The organism is Scopulibacillus darangshiensis, assembly GCF_004341035.1.
In the GTDB taxonomy this organism is placed as follows: Bacteria; Bacillota; Bacilli; order Bacillales; family Sporolactobacillaceae; genus Scopulibacillus; species Scopulibacillus darangshiensis.
The window spans coordinates 1-16,569 of sequence record NZ_SLXK01000049.1; the positions used below are offsets into that span (position 1 = coordinate 1).

The following is a 16,569-nucleotide window of genomic DNA, read 5'->3' on the forward strand; positions in this document are numbered from 1 at the left end:
CAGTGAATTTCATAGACTTTTTCCCAAAAATAGGATTAAAAAGGGTAGCTTTGGACTTAAATCTCATTTTCCATCGCATGTATGAATAATTCAGGGTAAATTATAACTTATTATTTCTAGTTTGTTTTTTTTGACTAAAATAATCTTCTCTAGATTTGATTTTCAGTCTTAAGGATATCATTAAACGGTAAAGGGGATGTATAAAGTGGGACAGATCCAAAAAAAGGACAGACCGAACATATTGTTCATCATGAGTGATGACCATGCCTCACATGCCATGAGTTGTTACGGCAGCAAAATCAACGAAACGCCGAATTTAGACCGTATTTCCAACGAAGGCATGCGCTTTGACAATTGTTTTTGCACGAATGCCATATGTGCGCCAAGTCGGGCATCCATTTTAACCGGCAAATACAACCATATGAATGGCGTAAAAACATTGTTCGACGATTTCGACGGGAGACAGCCGCATGTTGCGAAAATGCTTCAACAAGAAGGCTATCAAACAGCCATTGTCGGAAAGTGGCATTTAGGCCATGGCGGGGTGAGTGACCCCACGGGATTCGACTATTGGAATATATTCCCGGACCAAGGCGCCTACCATGATCCTGAAATGATTGAAATGGGCAAAGATAAGATATTTAAAGGGTACGCCACAGATATTGTGACGAATCTATCGCTTGATTGGTTAAAGAAGCGTAACAAGGATGCACCTTTCTTTTTAATGTGTCACCATAAAGCACCACACCGGCCGTGGGAACCGGATGAGAAACACGCCCACATGTATAGGGATCTGAACATTCCGGTACCGGATACATTCAACGACGATTATAGCAATCGAGCCTACGCTGCGACTGAAGCCGCTATGCGGATCGACCAGGATCTTAATGAAATCGATTTAAAAGAAAAACCTCCCGAAAATTTATCACATGAAGCATTAAAGGATTGGAAATACCAGCATTTTATCAAAGATTATTTGCGTTGCATCGCATCAATCGATGACAACGTCGGGCTAATGCTTAATTATCTTGATAAAGAAGGGATTGTTGAAAATACAATTGTTATTTATACATCTGACCAAGGTTTTTTCCTGGGAGATCATGGATGGTATGACAAGAGGTTTATGTACGAGGAATCGCTGCGCATGCCATTTATCGTCCGTTATCCTAGGGAAATCGAGCCGGGATCCGTTCAAGAAAGCATGGCCCTGAACGTTGATTTTGCGGAAACTTTTCTTGATTACGCCGGCATTTCTATTCCCGAAGACATGCAAGGGAATAGTTTGCGGCCGTTAATGAGGGGGCAGACCCCGAATAATTGGCAAACATCGATGTACTATCGGTATTGGGAGCATTTGTCTGACCCTCACCTCGTTTGTGCGCACTATGGGCTCAGAACCAAAAAATACAAGCTGGTTTACTATTACGGCGAGGCATTAGGATTGAAAGGGACCAAGGACGAACCAAGAACTCCCGAGTGGGAGCTATTTGACCTCGAAAAAGATCCAAAAGAAATGAAAAGTGTCTATGATGACCCGGACTATAGCGAGGCTGTAAATGAACTGAAACTGGAACTCTACCATTTGAAAGAGGAGTTAAAAGATAATGAGTAATGAATAGGGGAGAGGCCCGGAGCCTACCCCTTAAAAATAGACAGTCTTATATAAGGGACCAAGCATTTAACAGGTGACCTTGGCATTGTTCCGGGGTTATCTTTTTTTATGGTAAATACATTTATCGAAAACATTTTAACAAAGAATGGAACATAAACCGTAAATAGGATCGTGAAAATGTCATTAAAGGGGTGATGAACACCCAGAGACGATAAAAAATTGGGCTCGAGGTCGTTCATAAAGGCGATGAACACCCAGAGACGATAAAAAATTGGGCTCGAGGTCGTTCATAAAGGCGATGAACACCCAAAGTCGATAAAAAATTGGGCTTGAGGTCGTTCATAAAGGTGATGAACGCCCAAAGACGATAAAAAAATGGGCTCGAGGTCGTTCATAAAGGTGATGAACACCCAAAGACGATAAAAAATTGGGCTTGAGGTCGTTCATAAAGGCGATGAACGCCCAAAGACGATAAAAAATTGGGCTTGAGGTCGTTCATAAAGGCGATGAACGCCCAAAGTCGATAAAAAATTGGGTTCGAGGTCGTTCATAAAGGCGATGAACACCCAAAAACGATAAAAAATTGGGTTCGAGGTCGTTCATAAAGGTGATGAACACCCAAAAACGATAAAAAATTGGGTTCGAGGTCGTTCATAAAGGTGATGAACACCCAAAGACGATAAAAAATTGGGCTCGAGGTCGTTCATGAGGGTGACGAAGGCCCGTAAGCGATTTTTCCTTAAACGGGTCTGTAAAATTGGCTTGGGCTGTCACGAATGGAATAGGTTTTGCCCCCTTTTTTTGCAACAATTGTTGTATAATAATTTTAATAAAACAACTGTTGTATTTAAAATTGTATTTAAAGTAAAAAATAAACCTCACACTTCGTTTTATTTATCCAAAAAAAGAACCCGCTTGAGAGCGGGTTCTCTTATGCCAATTATTTCTTTGAAAGTTGAATCGCGCCAACAGACTTGTCTTTGCTTTCGGCAAGGACATGGATCTTAAGGCAGAATTCTGGGATGTTTCTTCCGGCATAGATCATGCCTTTGTTGCTGTAGTCTCTGGAATCATCAAATACAGGGACAGGACGCTCTTTCTTTTTAGTTAAAGTACCGCCATGTAGGTCACTGTAATCAATGAATCCTTTATCCGTCTTGTCCAAGGAGAAAGATGCATCTTCAATTTGATAACTTGTTGTCGCAAGTGAACCGTCGCTCCATTTTACGATGTTTTGGTGGGCGTCAACATGAAAAAGCGAGGCATGCATTGGAGTACTGAAGGGGCTGTGGCCATGGTCAAAATTATCCAAGGGACACTCAATAACACGTTGCGAAAGGCATACCTTAAGCACCAACGTCGGAGTGTAAGGCAGCAGCGTGAAGCGAAAAAACGGTGAGAATGGCACAAATCCTTAAGGATCCCATTCGACCATCCATTGGAGCGAAAGAAGGCACGATCAGCCTGTATGGCGCCCATTCATCCGCAATAGGGGAATTAGTTAAGGGTTTCCGTTAAAACCAGTCATCGCCCGTCAGATTCTCAAGAACGTGATGGGCGATGACAGGCAACCAAGCGTCAGCGCGGTAGCTAAAGTGTACAAAAATAGAGTGCTGAAAACGGCGTGTTATAACATGTCCGAGAAAAAGTTGACACATACGCTTCACTGACCGTACTTGCCAGTGAAGCTGTTTTATTATATGACAGGAAAAGAGTATTCTGAATGGCACTAAATTGCTACCTTGGTTTGAGTAATTCAAATGTGGAATGAACCATCATTTTTAATCCTTTATCTAATGCTTCCTCATCAATTGTAAACTTTGGGTGATGAAGAGGATTTTTAATTCCCTTTTCTTCGTTTCCCGCTCCCACCCAGAAATAGGTTCCTGGTGCTTTTTGTTGAAACGCTGAAAAATCATCACTAACCATTAGCGGTCGTCTAAGTTCAAGTGCTTTATCACCGAAAACTTTACATGCCGTTTCCCTAATTATTTTGGTTATCCCTTCATCATTAACGACTGGGTCATAACCAACTATATATTGAAGGTCATAGGTTGCACCATGCGCTTCCGTTACACCTTTAATCACTTTTTCTAAAAGTGTGGGTAAAGCATCACGTAAATCAGAACTTAATGTTCGTATCGAACCCCCAATATGAACAGCGTCAGGGATTACATTAAGGCTTGTCCCGCCAATAAATTTAGTTACTGAGATGACGGTGCCATCAAGGGGATCTGTATTCCTTGAAACAATATGCTGCAAGTTTGTCACAACTTGTGCAGCAATGGTAGTGCTGTCTATAGTTTGATGTGGTATTCCCGAATGCCCGCCTTTTCCATGAATCGTAACTGTAAAATTGTCTGATGATGCGGTCATTGAACCAGAAATAATGCCAATTTTACCGACTTCAAGTTGAGGTAAAAGGTGAAGCCCGGTGACGCAATCAACATTCTCCATAACCCCAGCAGCCACCATTTCTTGTGCGCCTCCAGGTTGCGTTTCCTCAGCATGTTGGAACAAAAAGCGAACCTCACCTATAATTTGTTCTTTTAGACTCGTAAGAACCTTAGCCGTTCCCAATAATATAGACGTATGGCCATCATGTCCGCAAGCATGCATGACACCTGGTTTATTAGAAACAAATTCAAACGTATTTTCCTCTTGGATAGGCAAAGCATCTATATCGGCACGGATCGCTAAGGTTTTGCCAGGTTGTCTGCCAATAAGACGGGCCATAACACTAGTTTTCGTCGGTCGTGAAACCTCTAATCCGCCAAAGGATAGAAGTGTATCATAAATAAACTGAGATGTTTTTTCTTCGTGGAATGATAACTCAGGGTTTTCGTGAAGGAAGCGTCTCCATTTAACCACATCAGATTTTACTTGATAAGCAAGGTCGCTAAGTGTTCCAGTTTTCATCATACAAAAAAGCTCCTTTCAAATTTTCTGATATGAAGAGTTGAAGGTCATTTAACTTTCCATATATTTACGATTCGACATTATGAATGGTCGTTTTTGGTTTATTCAGCGTACGCCTCATTGGATAATAATAAAGGAGCGATGGGACTATTAATCCGACGATCCAAGCCACATCTGCACCGCCTAACGCCTTGGCAATAGCTCCTTCGAACAATGTGGTATTCACAAATGGTATCTCGACAAGTACACCGACAATATAAGAAAAAATGGCAATCCAATTATATCTACCATACTGTCCATTAACGTCGAATATATCTGAAATGTTATATTTACTCTTACGTAAAAAATAAAAGTCTACCAGATTGATTGCTGTCCATGGCACCATTGAATACATCAGTAAATTCATGAAGTTTGAAAAAAAGTCCAGGAAGTAACTTTGCACACAGATTGGTATAACTGTACAAACCACGACGATGATAAACATTAACCAGAAGCGAACCTTTGGTGTTCCGCGAAGTTTAGTAAATGGTTCTAGAGTAGCTATGACAGACATAAAAGCGCCATAGAAGGTGAGTGGGCCAGCCGCAATACCACCCAGAATGATTAACAGATCAATGACAATTGAAAATTGTGGACCGACTAACATAGAAAGTCCGACAGTCGGGTTATCTGAGAAATCCGGAATTAAAATTGCCAATAACGCTCCAAGGCTCATCATCCAGATACAGCTGATTACAGTCCCAAAATATGTGTAGGCGAATGTCTTCCTAGTGGATGTGTTTTCCGGTAGATACCGCGAATAATCCGCAACATACGGTGCGTAAACTAGCTGCCATGTCGCTACAATGCTGACAACTAATAGAAAAGATGGGGCTTCAAATTGACTGATTGCCAAGCTATGGGCGGGCAGGGGCATTTTTAGCGCCAAGAATGTAATTATTAAAAACACAACAGTGAAGACAATCGAAAGATACCGATTTATTGCATGAATTAAATCATATCCATATACCGCGATTGCAAATGTGATACAATGGCAAATCACAATAGCAAGTGTTAATGGCATGGGAACAATGTCTACAACTGCTTGGGCATTAAGTACGGCACCGGTTGAGGAAAAACCAATGTACATAATAAGCACCAGAATAAGAGGCAGAATAGCTCCTATTACGCCAAATTGGGCACGGCTTTGAATCATTTGGGGAATCCCCAGTTTGGGACCCTGGGCTGAATGGTATGCCATGAAAATTGCACCGACCAGGTTGCCGATAACAATCGCTATAATGCTCCAAAATAGGTTTAAACCCAACACTACTGCTAATGCTCCCATCACTATGGCGACTATTTGCATATTTATACCAAACCAAATAGTAAATAAACTTTTCGGACTGCCATGCCGCTCATTTTTAGGAATGTGGTCAATGCTATACTTTTCAATTTTCAACTTTTTACTCCTTTCCTCTTTCAAAAATAATTTGTCATTATAATCCCCCAAGCATTTTTATTCGATTGGCATGCCGCCGCATTCGCTTAAAGGGAAAATGTTTCTTCTTGCTCTTTGTAAACTAAATGATATAGAATAGTAGAAAAATTATAAATGTGAAAGTAACCAATCTTTATTATTATATACTGTTGATATCAACATTGGAGGTAAAAAGGTGCAAAATAAAGATTCATTTCTTCAACAATTAAAGCTGGAAAACCAAAAGGTACAGCAAGCCTTAATGAATTTAATCGAATGTTACAAAGTCATTAACTCGACACTCGAATTGGATGAGGTACTGAAAAAAATTATGTATTTTGCATTAAATATTGCCCATAATGCCGATGCGGGGTTTATCCAACTGTATGAAGAGCATTCGGATAAACTGATTATTAAGTCATACGTTGGTTTTAATGACAACATCGAATCTTTAAAGGTAAGCATAGGTGAGTCAATTACCGGAAAGGTTTTTAGAGACGGCAATGTTAGACTTATTGATACAAAAGAAAAGATTTATGAAAGTATGGCGGATACGGGAGAAGAGAATCTAAACTGTATTAACAATTCATGCAAACACCAAGATATCAAATCTATTTTATCCTTGCCGATTTCGTTCGGAACTAATAGAATTGGCGTCATGACACTTCATCGCTACGATATAAAGCATAGTATCAGTGAAATGGATCTGCTTCTTTTACAGAGCTTCGCTTCCCAAGCTGCTATTGCAATACATAATGCCAAGCTTCATACAGAAGCACAGAATAGTTTAAGAGAAATTACCAGCTTGTCAAAAAAGCTTAAAAAAACAAATGGGCTGTTGGCAAAGAAAATGACGATTCACAATCACCTTACCCGCTTGTCGATCCAGAACAAAGGACTTGACGCTATTATCGTTGAAATGAATAAACAAATGGAAAAGAAAGTTTTCTATGCGGATTATATAAATGGTAAATGTATTCCGGCACAAAAATCTCACATTGTCAGAAGCCTTGATGATATGTTTTTCCTTTTTACTAACAAATCGGAGCCAGCTTTTGTTTCCGTCTCGGATACGGTACAGACTAATTGTTACGTTTACCCAATCAGATCTGGATCGTCAAGTTTTTTAGGATGTTTGATTGTTGAGGGCAGCCTTCCCCTGTCGGAGCTTGATCATTTGATTATTGAACAGGGGGCTCCAATTCTTACTCTTGAAATTATGAAACTTCGGTCACAGACCGAAGTTATGTATAAGAAAACCTATGAAAAATATCAACAGTTTTTAAAAACAAAAAAACCTCAGCAAGCTGCAATCAGCGCAAAGGATTTGGGGATAAATAATCATCATTTTCTCCAAACAGCATTAATTGAGCTTGATGGCAACGTTGATTTGCATTCTCTTGAAAATGAGGCATTCCTATTGCTTACTTATTTGGAGAAAAAATTGCCATTGGAAAATAGCCTTCTTTTTAGCCATAATAACAAAATTACCTTTTTTTCCTCCAGTCATAATAACGACTGCGAAAAACATTTCATAGATGTAATTAAAAATAACATTAGCTGGTGGAACCAGCGGTTTACAGTTAAAGCCCGAGCGGGAATTTCTACCGGGGTATACTATCCAGGGGAAGCTGTAGAAAATCATGAGAAGGCAGAGAAAGCTCTTCTTCATTTGAAAAAACAAAATAATAAGGGTGTTCTTCATTATAAGGATATCGGCATCAGCCGCCTTTTTTTACATCATCATTCTGAAGAAATCACCTCATACCTGCATGAAACGTTTTCGCTGTTATGGACAGAACAGGATGAAAACAGCGAATTACTGCATACGATGGTCATGTATGTACAGAATAACCGTTCCATGACGTTAACTGCAAAAGACCTTCACATCCATACGAACACATTATATAACCGCATAAAAAAAATCGAGAAGCTTGTTGAATTAGACTTCAACAATTATGAGGACTATCTTAAAATGGAGCTTGCAGTCTACCTTTATAAAGCTTTTGTTGTATGAAATTTTGCTTTGTAAGAAATAGTAATTATAAACTTTACAGCACAGTTCGGCATCACGATTACTTTGCCATAATAGGCACCATTTTCCAACAAGCGCTTTTCGCCAAATTGCTTAGCAAATTCATGGCTACCGTTAAAGACGCTCTTTCGGGCCCTTGTTTTTTTAGAGGTAAGGGATTATTTTCTCAAATAAGTGTTCTTGTTTAACCTACGCCAAGCCAATCATAGACGATATAGGGGCAATTGCTCATGTTTTCCTTTCTTGCTTCCACGGCCAACATACCGACAAGGGTGCCATGGAAGTAAGCCTTAAAGGAATTTTTGATTTTGCCTTTTTTATATTGGAACACAGTTTGTTTGAAGGCAGAGATAACAACTGGTAAATAATGTTCGATTGGCCCGTCGAGGGATTGGCGACGAGAAGCAGTAAGGACAGTTCCCCATAGTTGATAAATGCCATCAGCGCCATAGAACGGTTTGGCTGCTTTGATAAAATTATTTGGAATATGATTTGGACAATAACTTTCATCAAGATCTTCTAGTCTTACGTCTTTACTAATATCTTTATTATTAGTTTTAAATAGATTAATAGCTTCTGGGGACGATTTCGTCTCTTCCGCCTTACTCTCATCAGGCTTTTCCGGCCTTGCCCCTTTCGTCAATTGTACATCAGAGGCTCCGTCAAAGCGGTTAAAGACGTAGACATTATGCGAATAGCCGCCTTCTTTTCGGCATGTATGGTGGATGGTTAGCATGCCAAGTTTGGCCGCTTTTCTCAAAGCTCGCTCAAAAGTGGACCTCGAGATCGGCTCCGACTGATTGGCGTAAGCCAGAAGCTTGCAAAGGCGGATGTTGCTGACGCCAGGGACTTTTGCACAAAAGCGTGTCAGCTGATAAAGCGCCTTCCGCTCACCCTTAGTAAACTGATCCCCGAAACACGCCATATACATTCCCATCGTTTCATTGAAATCTTCAATAGATTGAAATTGACTGTAATGTTCAAACTGCTCGATTCTTCCTGATAACATGCGACACCACTCCTCGCCCAAAAGTTTTACTACAATGTAAATAGACAGAAGAGGGCGAGAATGGTGAGGTGAATTCATTCAAAAATAAAAAAGTTCTTCTAACTAAGATCTTTTTATTGTAAAATAATAAGAATATTTTCTACTTTATGGATCAAGTTTTGTTATAAGGGGAGAGAACGATGATAAGAAGGTTAAATAAAAGTGATCATGACGTCTGTTTTAATTTGTTAAAAACCAAAGGTGCCGAAAACTTATTTATTATTGGTGACATTGAAGCGTACGGATATGAACAAGATTTCCAAAAGCTTTGGGGCGAGTTTAATGAAAGCGCGGAACTCATTGCTGTTTTGTTAAAGTACCATGAAAACTATATACCCTTTGCAACGGAATCATTTAATGCTGAAGGATTTGCTGAGATTATGTCCAATGACCCTGATTTTAAGATGATGTCCGGCTTAAAGGGCATCACTGAAAAAATTGAGCCCTACTTAGATAAACAACTTAAAAGGAAAAGACAAACCTATTATGCTAAGTGCACTAGATTAAATACCAATAATAATGTTGATTTTTCGAATGTGCAACGAGCATTTCCTTACGATTCAGAAGCACTTGTGGCATTCCTAAACTCAGTTCCGGAATTTAGTGATTCACCAATGACAGTGGAAAGAAACCGCCGGGCTTTGAAAAATGGAACGTCACGTTCATTTTTTATCATGGAAGATGGAAAAATGGTATCAACTGCTTCAACGACAGCAGAAAATTCCCTGTCAGCAATGGTGGTAGGGGTTGCAACGCTAGAAAACTATAAGAAAAGGGGATATGCAACCAAGTGTATGCTGAGGCTATGCAGTCTTCTTTTAGATGAAGGGAAAGAACTATGTTTGTTCTATGATAATCCTGCAGCTGGAGCAATCTATAAACGGATTGGTTTTGAAGACATTGGCTACTGGATGATGTACACATATGAATAAACTTCAGGGCTTTTGATTATTAGCTTGCCATTGCACGGGAAGCCTTCACAAGTCGGCATGAACACGGTTGCAGCAGTGAGTGCTGTCCTGCTGTTTATTGGAGCAGCAATCATTGTGACTATACTTAGACACGTAAATCCCAACAATGGAGCTACGGATAACCAGAAAAGCGGTTGATAAATTAACTAAAGCCTGTTTTCCCGGTGTTGTAAAGGAGACTAAGACAAAACTAAAAGGGTTCATTCAAATGCCGAACAATAAAATTTAAAAATATAATAGCAAATGCGAAGCGTAGTCAAAATATGGAGACTCCAACGGGAACAGCACGTGTCCGAAGACCCCGCAAGAAAGCGGTTTTTGCTTTCTGAGGAGGCTCGGGCCGTGCCCGTGGAAAGCGAAGTATTTTGACGGAGCGCCTCGTTCCTTTCTTTTGTAATTTCTGTCCCAGCCTCTTTATCTATGTCTTTTTATTTTTCCTCCATTGGATCATTTACTGTAAATGTGACATTCTTTCCAATGGCGTACAAGGTGGATGTATGGACAGGCACCTTATTCGAATCATAAGAGAGCTTTTTAACCTCAAAAAGGGGCTCCCCTAATTCACAATTTAAAAACTCAGATTCTTTTTTTGTTGCTAAAACAATATTTAACTTCCTTTTGTTGTAAGACGGCTGGACGTGATAAACTTCTCTAAGGGTTTCATAAGTCGAGACGGAATCCCCAATATAATCAGCCAACTTCGGAAAGCGGTTTAAGGGGTAATGGGCGATATCTAAGATGACCGTTCCGTTCTCAATTAATAGCAATCTTACAAGCTTTAAAACTTTCGTTCCTTCGGGGATTTCTAAGCCTTCTTCAAGGTAAGGGGTTGAGGTAATGATTTCTTTTGAAACAACCTTAGAATGCGGCTCTTTGCCTTCGGTCTTCACATTATCGGAAAAACCGTTTACGGTAAGAAGTTCACGTGTAACGGCATGATGTTTAACAAATGTCCCTTTACCTTGTTGACGGTCTAGTATATCTTCCTTTACAAGGTCACTTACAGCCCGCCTTGCTGTAATGCGGCTGACACCGTAATTTTCGCACAACACCGGTTCAGGCGGTATTTTTTCTCCGTATTTATAAATTCCCCTATGAATCTCTTCTTTTAAAACATTCTTTAACTGCTCATAAAGCGGCTTAGCGCTGTCACCATTTAATTTCATATTTTCACCTACAAACCCATTGGAATATATTGCACCTTCATCATACTTATTTTTCCTTTATCAAACAAATATGAAACAGCAAATAAAAACTATTAAGATTTTTCATAAATTTATTGACAATTATAAATGTTAGTTTTATTATAACGTTATATAACGTCATAGTCAAAGGGAGGGTAAATAAGTCAGCAGTAAAAACTAAAAATTTGGAGGTCATACGTCAATGACAACACAATTAACAGCTAACGAGCAGGTTCAAGACGTTTTGGAGGCGCTTCAGGGGAAGGCAATAAAAAATGTTTTATTCGTAGCATGCGGCGGATCATCCGCGCTGATGTATCCAAGCAAATATCTCCTTGACCGCGAGGCTGAAACGATCGAATCGGATTTATATTCTTCTAACGAATTTATCCATCGCAACCCGGTCAAACTTGGCAAAGATTCTTTGGTGATTTTATGTTCCATGGAAGGGAAGACGCCGGAAACCGTTAAAGCGGTCAGTTTCGCGAAAAGCAAAGGGGCAACAACGGTCGCGTTAACCCACAAACTTGGATCCCCGTTAACAGCAGATGCCGATTTTGTGTTGCGCTATGATTGGGGCAAAGAGTCAAACGCAATCAACAGCAATTACAGTTTTATGTATCAGCTCGTGATGGGGCTCCTTTCGGTTTATGAAGGGAAAAATGAGGATTATCAAAAGCTGTTAAGCGGCCTTGATCAGCTGCAGACCATATACGATCGGACACGGGAGCAGTTCAAAGAGAAAGCAGAACAATTTTCGAAAGAGTATAAAGATGAAAAAGTCATTTATACGGTGGCTAGCGGGGTCAACTACGGCATCGCTTATTCCTTTGCGATTTGTATATTAATGGAGATGCAATGGATTCATTCACACGCGATCCACGCGGGAGAGTACTTCCACGGACCGTTTGAAATCATTGATAAAAATGTGCCGTTCCTCATTCTGCTTGGATTGGATGAAACAAGGCCTCTTGAAGAAAGGGCTCTGAAGTTTTCCAGTGAGTATGGGGAAAAACTTGTAGTGCTCGATGCCAAAGATTTCGATCTAAATGAGATTGATGAGACAGTAAAAAAATATATTGCACCGCTCGTATTGAATGATGTTCTTAGGCTTTATGCAGAAAAATTAGCGGATGAAAGAAATCACCCGCTGTCCACTAGACGATACATGTGGAAAGTAGACTATTAAAAAACATGGAGTTGGGGATTGGCAGATCCCCAATTCCTCATCTTTTATTATACTTATGTTTTTAGAATAATCAAAGGGCTTGGTTCCGTCATAACTGATTAACCGACAATCCGAGGAGGTTTATTAATGAGAAAAGTGGTTGGCATGATAGCCTGTATCTTTGTATTCGCTTTCATTTTAACTGGTTGCTCAGGGTTCACAAGTTCTTCCGGATCATCCGGGGATGGTGACAAAATCACACTTAAATTTATGCACCGCTGGCCAAAAGAGCCCGAAAAATCCTATCTTGATAAGGTCGTAAAGGAATTTGAGAAGAAGAATCCAAATATTAAGATCCAAACCGAAGCGGTATTAAATGATTCATATAAAGAAAAGATTCGTGTCCTTCTTGGAACAAACCATCCGCCTGATATCTTTTTCTCATGGAGCGGGGAATTTGCCCACAACATCGTCCGCGGGAACAAGGCTCTTGATTTAACATCTTATTACAATAAGGATAAAACATGGTCTGACAAAATCATTGAGCCAACGATGGAGTCCTACCGATTTGATGGAAAAATGTATGGCGTGCCTTGGATGATGGACGCGAAGCTGTTTTTTTACAACAAAGATATCTTTAACAAACTTGGTCTAAAGCCGCCGAAAACATTCAAACAATTAATTGCTGTATCAAAAAAGCTAAAGGACAAGGGCTATACACCGATTGCCTTTGGCAATAAGGAAGGCTGGCCTGCCGGTCATTACATCGGGACGCTAAATCGGCGCACGGTGCCGGCTGATGTGATCAAAAAGGATCATATTAGAAGCCAAGGAACATTTGATGATCCTGGCTACATCAAGGCTTTGGAAAAACTGCAGAAATTGAATGACGTCGCCTTCAATAAAAACAGCAACGCGTTAAAATATGATTTTTCCAGACAAGCCTTCACAAGCGGAAAAGCGGCAATGGATTATATGGAGACGATCGAAATAGGCGATCTTCCTGATATCGGCTTTGAACTTGGAACATTCAACTTCCCCGCCGTGGAAGACGGGAAGGGTGACCAAAAAATTATTTCCGGGGCTCCGGAAGGTTTTATGATTTCATCCAAAACGAAGCATCCGGATGCTGCCATGAAGTTCCTCGAGTTTTTGACGAATAAAGAGAATGGCAAAAAGCTTGTGAAAGATGTGAAATATCTCAGCTCGGTCAAAAACACAGTGACAAAAGACAATTCAACGCCAATTATGCGCAAAGCTCAACAAGAAATATTGCATGCAAATAAACTCGCACCTTGGATCGACACAGGCTTGGATATTAGAATTGCCGATGCTTATATGAAGGATATGCAAAAGATGCTGAACGGCGAAATGGCCCCCAAAGATGTGATGAAGGATGTCCAAAAGGAAGCAAAGAGGGTAAGAGTAAGTGCAAAATAGGGGGAGCATCCCCCTAATCTTTTTAAGAGAGGGGTAAGTAAAATGACCAGTCACAGGAAATGGCTTCCGTTTGTTTATTTGGCTCCTGTTTTAGTCATATTGGTACTTTTTGTATACTACCCTATTTTTTCTAATGTGTATTACAGCTTTTTTGATTGGGGCTCCTTTTCAAACACGATGCATTTTACCGGATTAAGCAATTTTATCAACCTTTTTAAAGACTCCGTTTTTTTTACGGCGTTGAAAAACAATATCTATTATGCGATTATTTCAGAGATTATTTTGGTCGGCGGCGGGCTAGTCCTTGCTGCAATTTTGGAGGACAAGCTTGTTAGACGCTATGCAACATTTTTGCGAACCATTTACTTTTTGCCGGTGCTCATTTCGATCACTGTCATCGCTTTGCTCTTTGAGTTTTTTTACAATCCCCAGACGGGGTTGTTAAACAAGCTGCTTGAATCGATTGGCCTTGACGGCCTGACAAGAGCATGGCTGGGAAACGGCGATACCGCCATCTTCGCTGTCATCGCCATGTCGCAATGGCAAAGTTTGGGTTATGTCGCCATGCTTTTTATTATTTCGATACAGAAGATTCCGAGCGAATTGTATGAAGCGGCAAGGATTGATGGTGCAGGTAAAGTTAAACAATTCTTTCATATCACTGTGCCGCAAGTGAAAGAAATGGCCTTTGTTGCAACGATTATGACATTGACCCAAGCCTTTACCGTTTTCAATGAACCGTATATTCTTACTGGCGGAGGTCCTGGTCATTCGTCGGAAGTCTTAACGACCTATTTGTATCATTCAGCTTTCAACGAAGATGCGATGGGCTATGCCTCCGCGATTGCAACTGTGATTCTGGCGATTACATTGATTATTTCGGTCGTGCAATTAAAGGTATTCCGTTCAGGTGAGGGGGATTAAGCGATGGGGGAAAGACAATACGACCTGACAGATGCAAACGGTGTCTATTCAAACACCAGAACTGTGAAGCATCCAAAACCGGAAAAGTCATACGGAAAAATTATAGGACGTTATGCTGGATCAACTCTCGTCTATGTCATTTTAATCATTTATTTTCTTCTGATAGCTTATCCGCTCTTTTGGATGGTTGTCAATTCGCTTAGGGATTCGAATGACATCATTACCAACAGCTGGGGGCTTCCTGACAAATTGCTGTTTAAAAATTATGCCACAGCCTGGGAAAGCGGAATAGCCCGTTACTTTTTGAATAGCGTCATTGTAACGGGTATAACATGTCTTTTGACGATATTATTCAGCGCACTCGCAGCCTATGCCTTTGCAAGATTTCAGTTTAAGGGCAAAAATGCTTTATTGATTTTTTGTATAGGGGGATTAATGTTAGCACCTCAAGTCAGCCTCATTCCGTTGTACAAATTGATGCAATCCTTGAATCTGTATGATACGTATTGGGCATTAATCCTGCCGTATGTTGCTTATAGAATCCCGTTTATCCTGCTGTTAATCCGTTCTTATTTCTTGGGGATTCCAAGAGAAATCTCAGAATCTGCTTATCTAGACGGCTGCAATAACTTTCAAATCTTCACGAAGATCTTTCTGCCTTTAAGCAAACCAGTTTTAATGACAGCGGCAGTATTAACGGGATATTTTGCCTGGAATGAATTCATGTTTGCCATTGTTTTTATAAGCAATGATGAATTGAAAACAGTTCCGGCCGGTCTTATGCAATTTAGGGATGCCCTGCAAACGGATTGGGGATCACTTCTAGCTGGACTGACCATTTCCGCTCTTCCTATTGTTTTATTGTTTCTGTTTGCCCAGAAATACTTTATTCGGGGTTTGAGCAACGGAGGATTAAAGGGTTAAAAGGGGGATTATATGTCATGAAATTAATTGGTGTTGGTGATAATGTTGTCGATTATTATTTAGACCGCAATGAAATCTACCCCGGGGGGAATGCCTTGAATGTAGCTGTTCTAAGCAGAAGGCACGGGGCGGATAAAACGGGTTATATCGGTATCTTGGGCAATGATCAAGCGGCGGAGCACATTACCCAGACACTAAAAAAGGAACACATCGATATCAGCAGAATCCGCAAAGGCTATGGGGAAAATGGCATGGCAAGGGTCAAATTAAATCAGGATGGGGACAGAATCTTTGTCAAATCGAATCAAGGTGGAATACAAAAAACGTTAAGGCTCCATTTTTGTGACGATGACATGAAGTATATTAAAACATTTGACCTTTTGCACACTAGTGTCTACAGCCTGATTGAAGATCAATTGCCAAAGTTAAGTCACAGCATAGACATCTCCTTTGATTTTTCAACAAAGTCCGACGATAGTTACTTAGCAATGGTGTGCCCATATATTACATGCGGCTTTTTCTCGGGTAGCCATTTAGCGGAAGATGAGTGTGATGCTCTTGCTAATAAAGTTCAAGGGTATGGTACAAAACTAGTCGGGATTACACGGGGATCAGAAGGTGCGCTTTTCTTTGAGGGGGACAGAAAATATACACAGCCCGTTGTGCCGACGGATGTCGTTGATACGCTTGGAGCAGGTGACTCATTTTTAGCAACGTTTTTAACGGACTATTACAATGGGGTCCCAATGGAGCATGCGTTAAAAAGCTCGGCGGCAGCAGCGGCCAAAACGTGTACTTATTATGGGGCATTCGGATATGGGCTCGCGTATGGAAAAGCGGGATGTCCATGATGAAATTTTAAAATCACAAATCGCAGGGATGAAT

At 40.4% G+C, this 16,569-nt stretch carries 13 protein-coding genes and 1 pseudogene; 9 read left to right on the top strand and 5 right to left on the bottom strand.

Annotated elements, in window-relative coordinates; translation table 11 throughout:
- The first annotated feature begins 205 nt into the window (after positions 1–205).
- Positions 206–1,612 carry a sulfatase family protein gene (locus EV207_RS20080; protein ID WP_243647175.1) on the top strand — a complete coding sequence of 469 codons (1,407 nt, stop codon included), beginning with the start codon at positions 206–208 and terminating at the stop codon, positions 1,610–1,612.
- Positions 1,613–2,552: 940 nt separating this feature from the next.
- Here the strand turns inward: EV207_RS20080 and EV207_RS20085 are convergent.
- Positions 2,553–2,882 (bottom strand): immune inhibitor A domain-containing protein, encoded by a 330-nt coding sequence (locus EV207_RS20085; RefSeq protein WP_132747949.1) that lies wholly within the window; start codon positions 2,880–2,882, stop codon positions 2,553–2,555.
- Between EV207_RS20085 and EV207_RS23985 the strand changes: the two are divergent.
- Positions 2,850–3,005, top strand: a pseudogene (locus tag EV207_RS23985) (ISLre2 family transposase); the annotation flags it as partial. The gene EV207_RS20085 and the pseudogene EV207_RS23985 overlap by 33 nt on opposite strands.
- A gap of 344 nt (positions 3,006–3,349) precedes the next feature.
- Here the strand turns inward: EV207_RS23985 and EV207_RS20095 are convergent.
- Both EV207_RS20095 and EV207_RS20100 read right to left on the bottom strand, forming a co-directional pair.
- Complete coding sequence (locus EV207_RS20095) at positions 3,350–4,531, bottom strand: amidohydrolase (RefSeq protein ID WP_132747971.1); 1,182 nt, start codon at positions 4,529–4,531, stop codon at positions 3,350–3,352.
- Between the two features lie 67 nt (positions 4,532–4,598).
- Positions 4,599–5,972, bottom strand: a complete 1,374-nt coding sequence (locus EV207_RS20100) for a purine-cytosine permease family protein (RefSeq protein ID WP_132747950.1) — start codon at positions 5,970–5,972, stop codon at positions 4,599–4,601.
- 214 nt (positions 5,973–6,186) lie between these two features.
- On the opposite strand from EV207_RS20100, the gene EV207_RS20105 reads away from it, so the two are divergent.
- Positions 6,187–8,007 (top strand): helix-turn-helix domain-containing protein, encoded by a 1,821-nt coding sequence (locus EV207_RS20105; RefSeq protein ID WP_132747951.1) that lies wholly within the window; start codon positions 6,187–6,189, stop codon positions 8,005–8,007.
- 202 nt (positions 8,008–8,209) lie between these two features.
- On the opposite strand, the gene EV207_RS20110 is transcribed toward EV207_RS20105, so the two are convergent.
- Entirely contained in the window at positions 8,210–9,034 is an 825-nt protein-coding gene (locus EV207_RS20110) for a hypothetical protein (RefSeq protein ID WP_132747952.1), read from the bottom strand.
- A gap of 179 nt (positions 9,035–9,213) precedes the next feature.
- Here EV207_RS20110 and EV207_RS20115 point away from each other — a divergent pair, with 179 nt between their 5' ends.
- Positions 9,214–10,005 carry a GNAT family N-acetyltransferase gene (locus EV207_RS20115; protein WP_132747953.1) on the top strand — a complete coding sequence of 264 codons (792 nt, stop codon included), beginning with the start codon at positions 9,214–9,216 and terminating at the stop codon, positions 10,003–10,005.
- A gap of 467 nt (positions 10,006–10,472) precedes the next feature.
- Here EV207_RS20115 and EV207_RS20120 read toward each other — a convergent pair whose 3' ends face one another.
- The gene (locus EV207_RS20120) at positions 10,473–11,210 is read right to left on the bottom strand and encodes a UTRA domain-containing protein (protein WP_132747954.1); all 738 of its coding nucleotides are present in this window, start codon (positions 11,208–11,210) and stop codon (positions 10,473–10,475) included.
- A gap of 220 nt (positions 11,211–11,430) precedes the next feature.
- Here EV207_RS20120 and EV207_RS20125 point away from each other — a divergent pair, with 220 nt between their 5' ends.
- From EV207_RS20125 to EV207_RS20145, 5 genes are all read left to right on the top strand, one after another.
- On the top strand, positions 11,431–12,417 hold the full coding sequence (locus tag EV207_RS20125) for an SIS domain-containing protein (RefSeq protein ID WP_132747955.1): 987 nt from the start codon (positions 11,431–11,433) through the stop codon (positions 12,415–12,417).
- A 126-nt stretch (positions 12,418–12,543) separates the two neighbouring features.
- Positions 12,544–13,836, top strand: a complete 1,293-nt coding sequence (locus EV207_RS20130) for an ABC transporter substrate-binding protein (protein WP_132747956.1) — start codon at positions 12,544–12,546, stop codon at positions 13,834–13,836.
- Positions 13,837–13,878: 42 nt separating this feature from the next.
- The gene (locus EV207_RS20135) at positions 13,879–14,760 is read left to right on the top strand and encodes a carbohydrate ABC transporter permease (RefSeq protein ID WP_132747957.1); all 882 of its coding nucleotides are present in this window, start codon (positions 13,879–13,881) and stop codon (positions 14,758–14,760) included.
- Positions 14,761–14,763: 3 nt separating this feature from the next.
- The gene (locus EV207_RS20140; RefSeq protein ID WP_132747958.1) at positions 14,764–15,684 is read left to right on the top strand and encodes a carbohydrate ABC transporter permease; all 921 of its coding nucleotides are present in this window, start codon (positions 14,764–14,766) and stop codon (positions 15,682–15,684) included.
- A 17-nt stretch (positions 15,685–15,701) separates the two neighbouring features.
- Positions 15,702–16,535, top strand: a complete 834-nt coding sequence (locus EV207_RS20145) for a PfkB family carbohydrate kinase (RefSeq protein WP_132747959.1) — start codon at positions 15,702–15,704, stop codon at positions 16,533–16,535.
- The last annotated feature ends 34 nt before the right edge of the window (positions 16,536–16,569 follow it).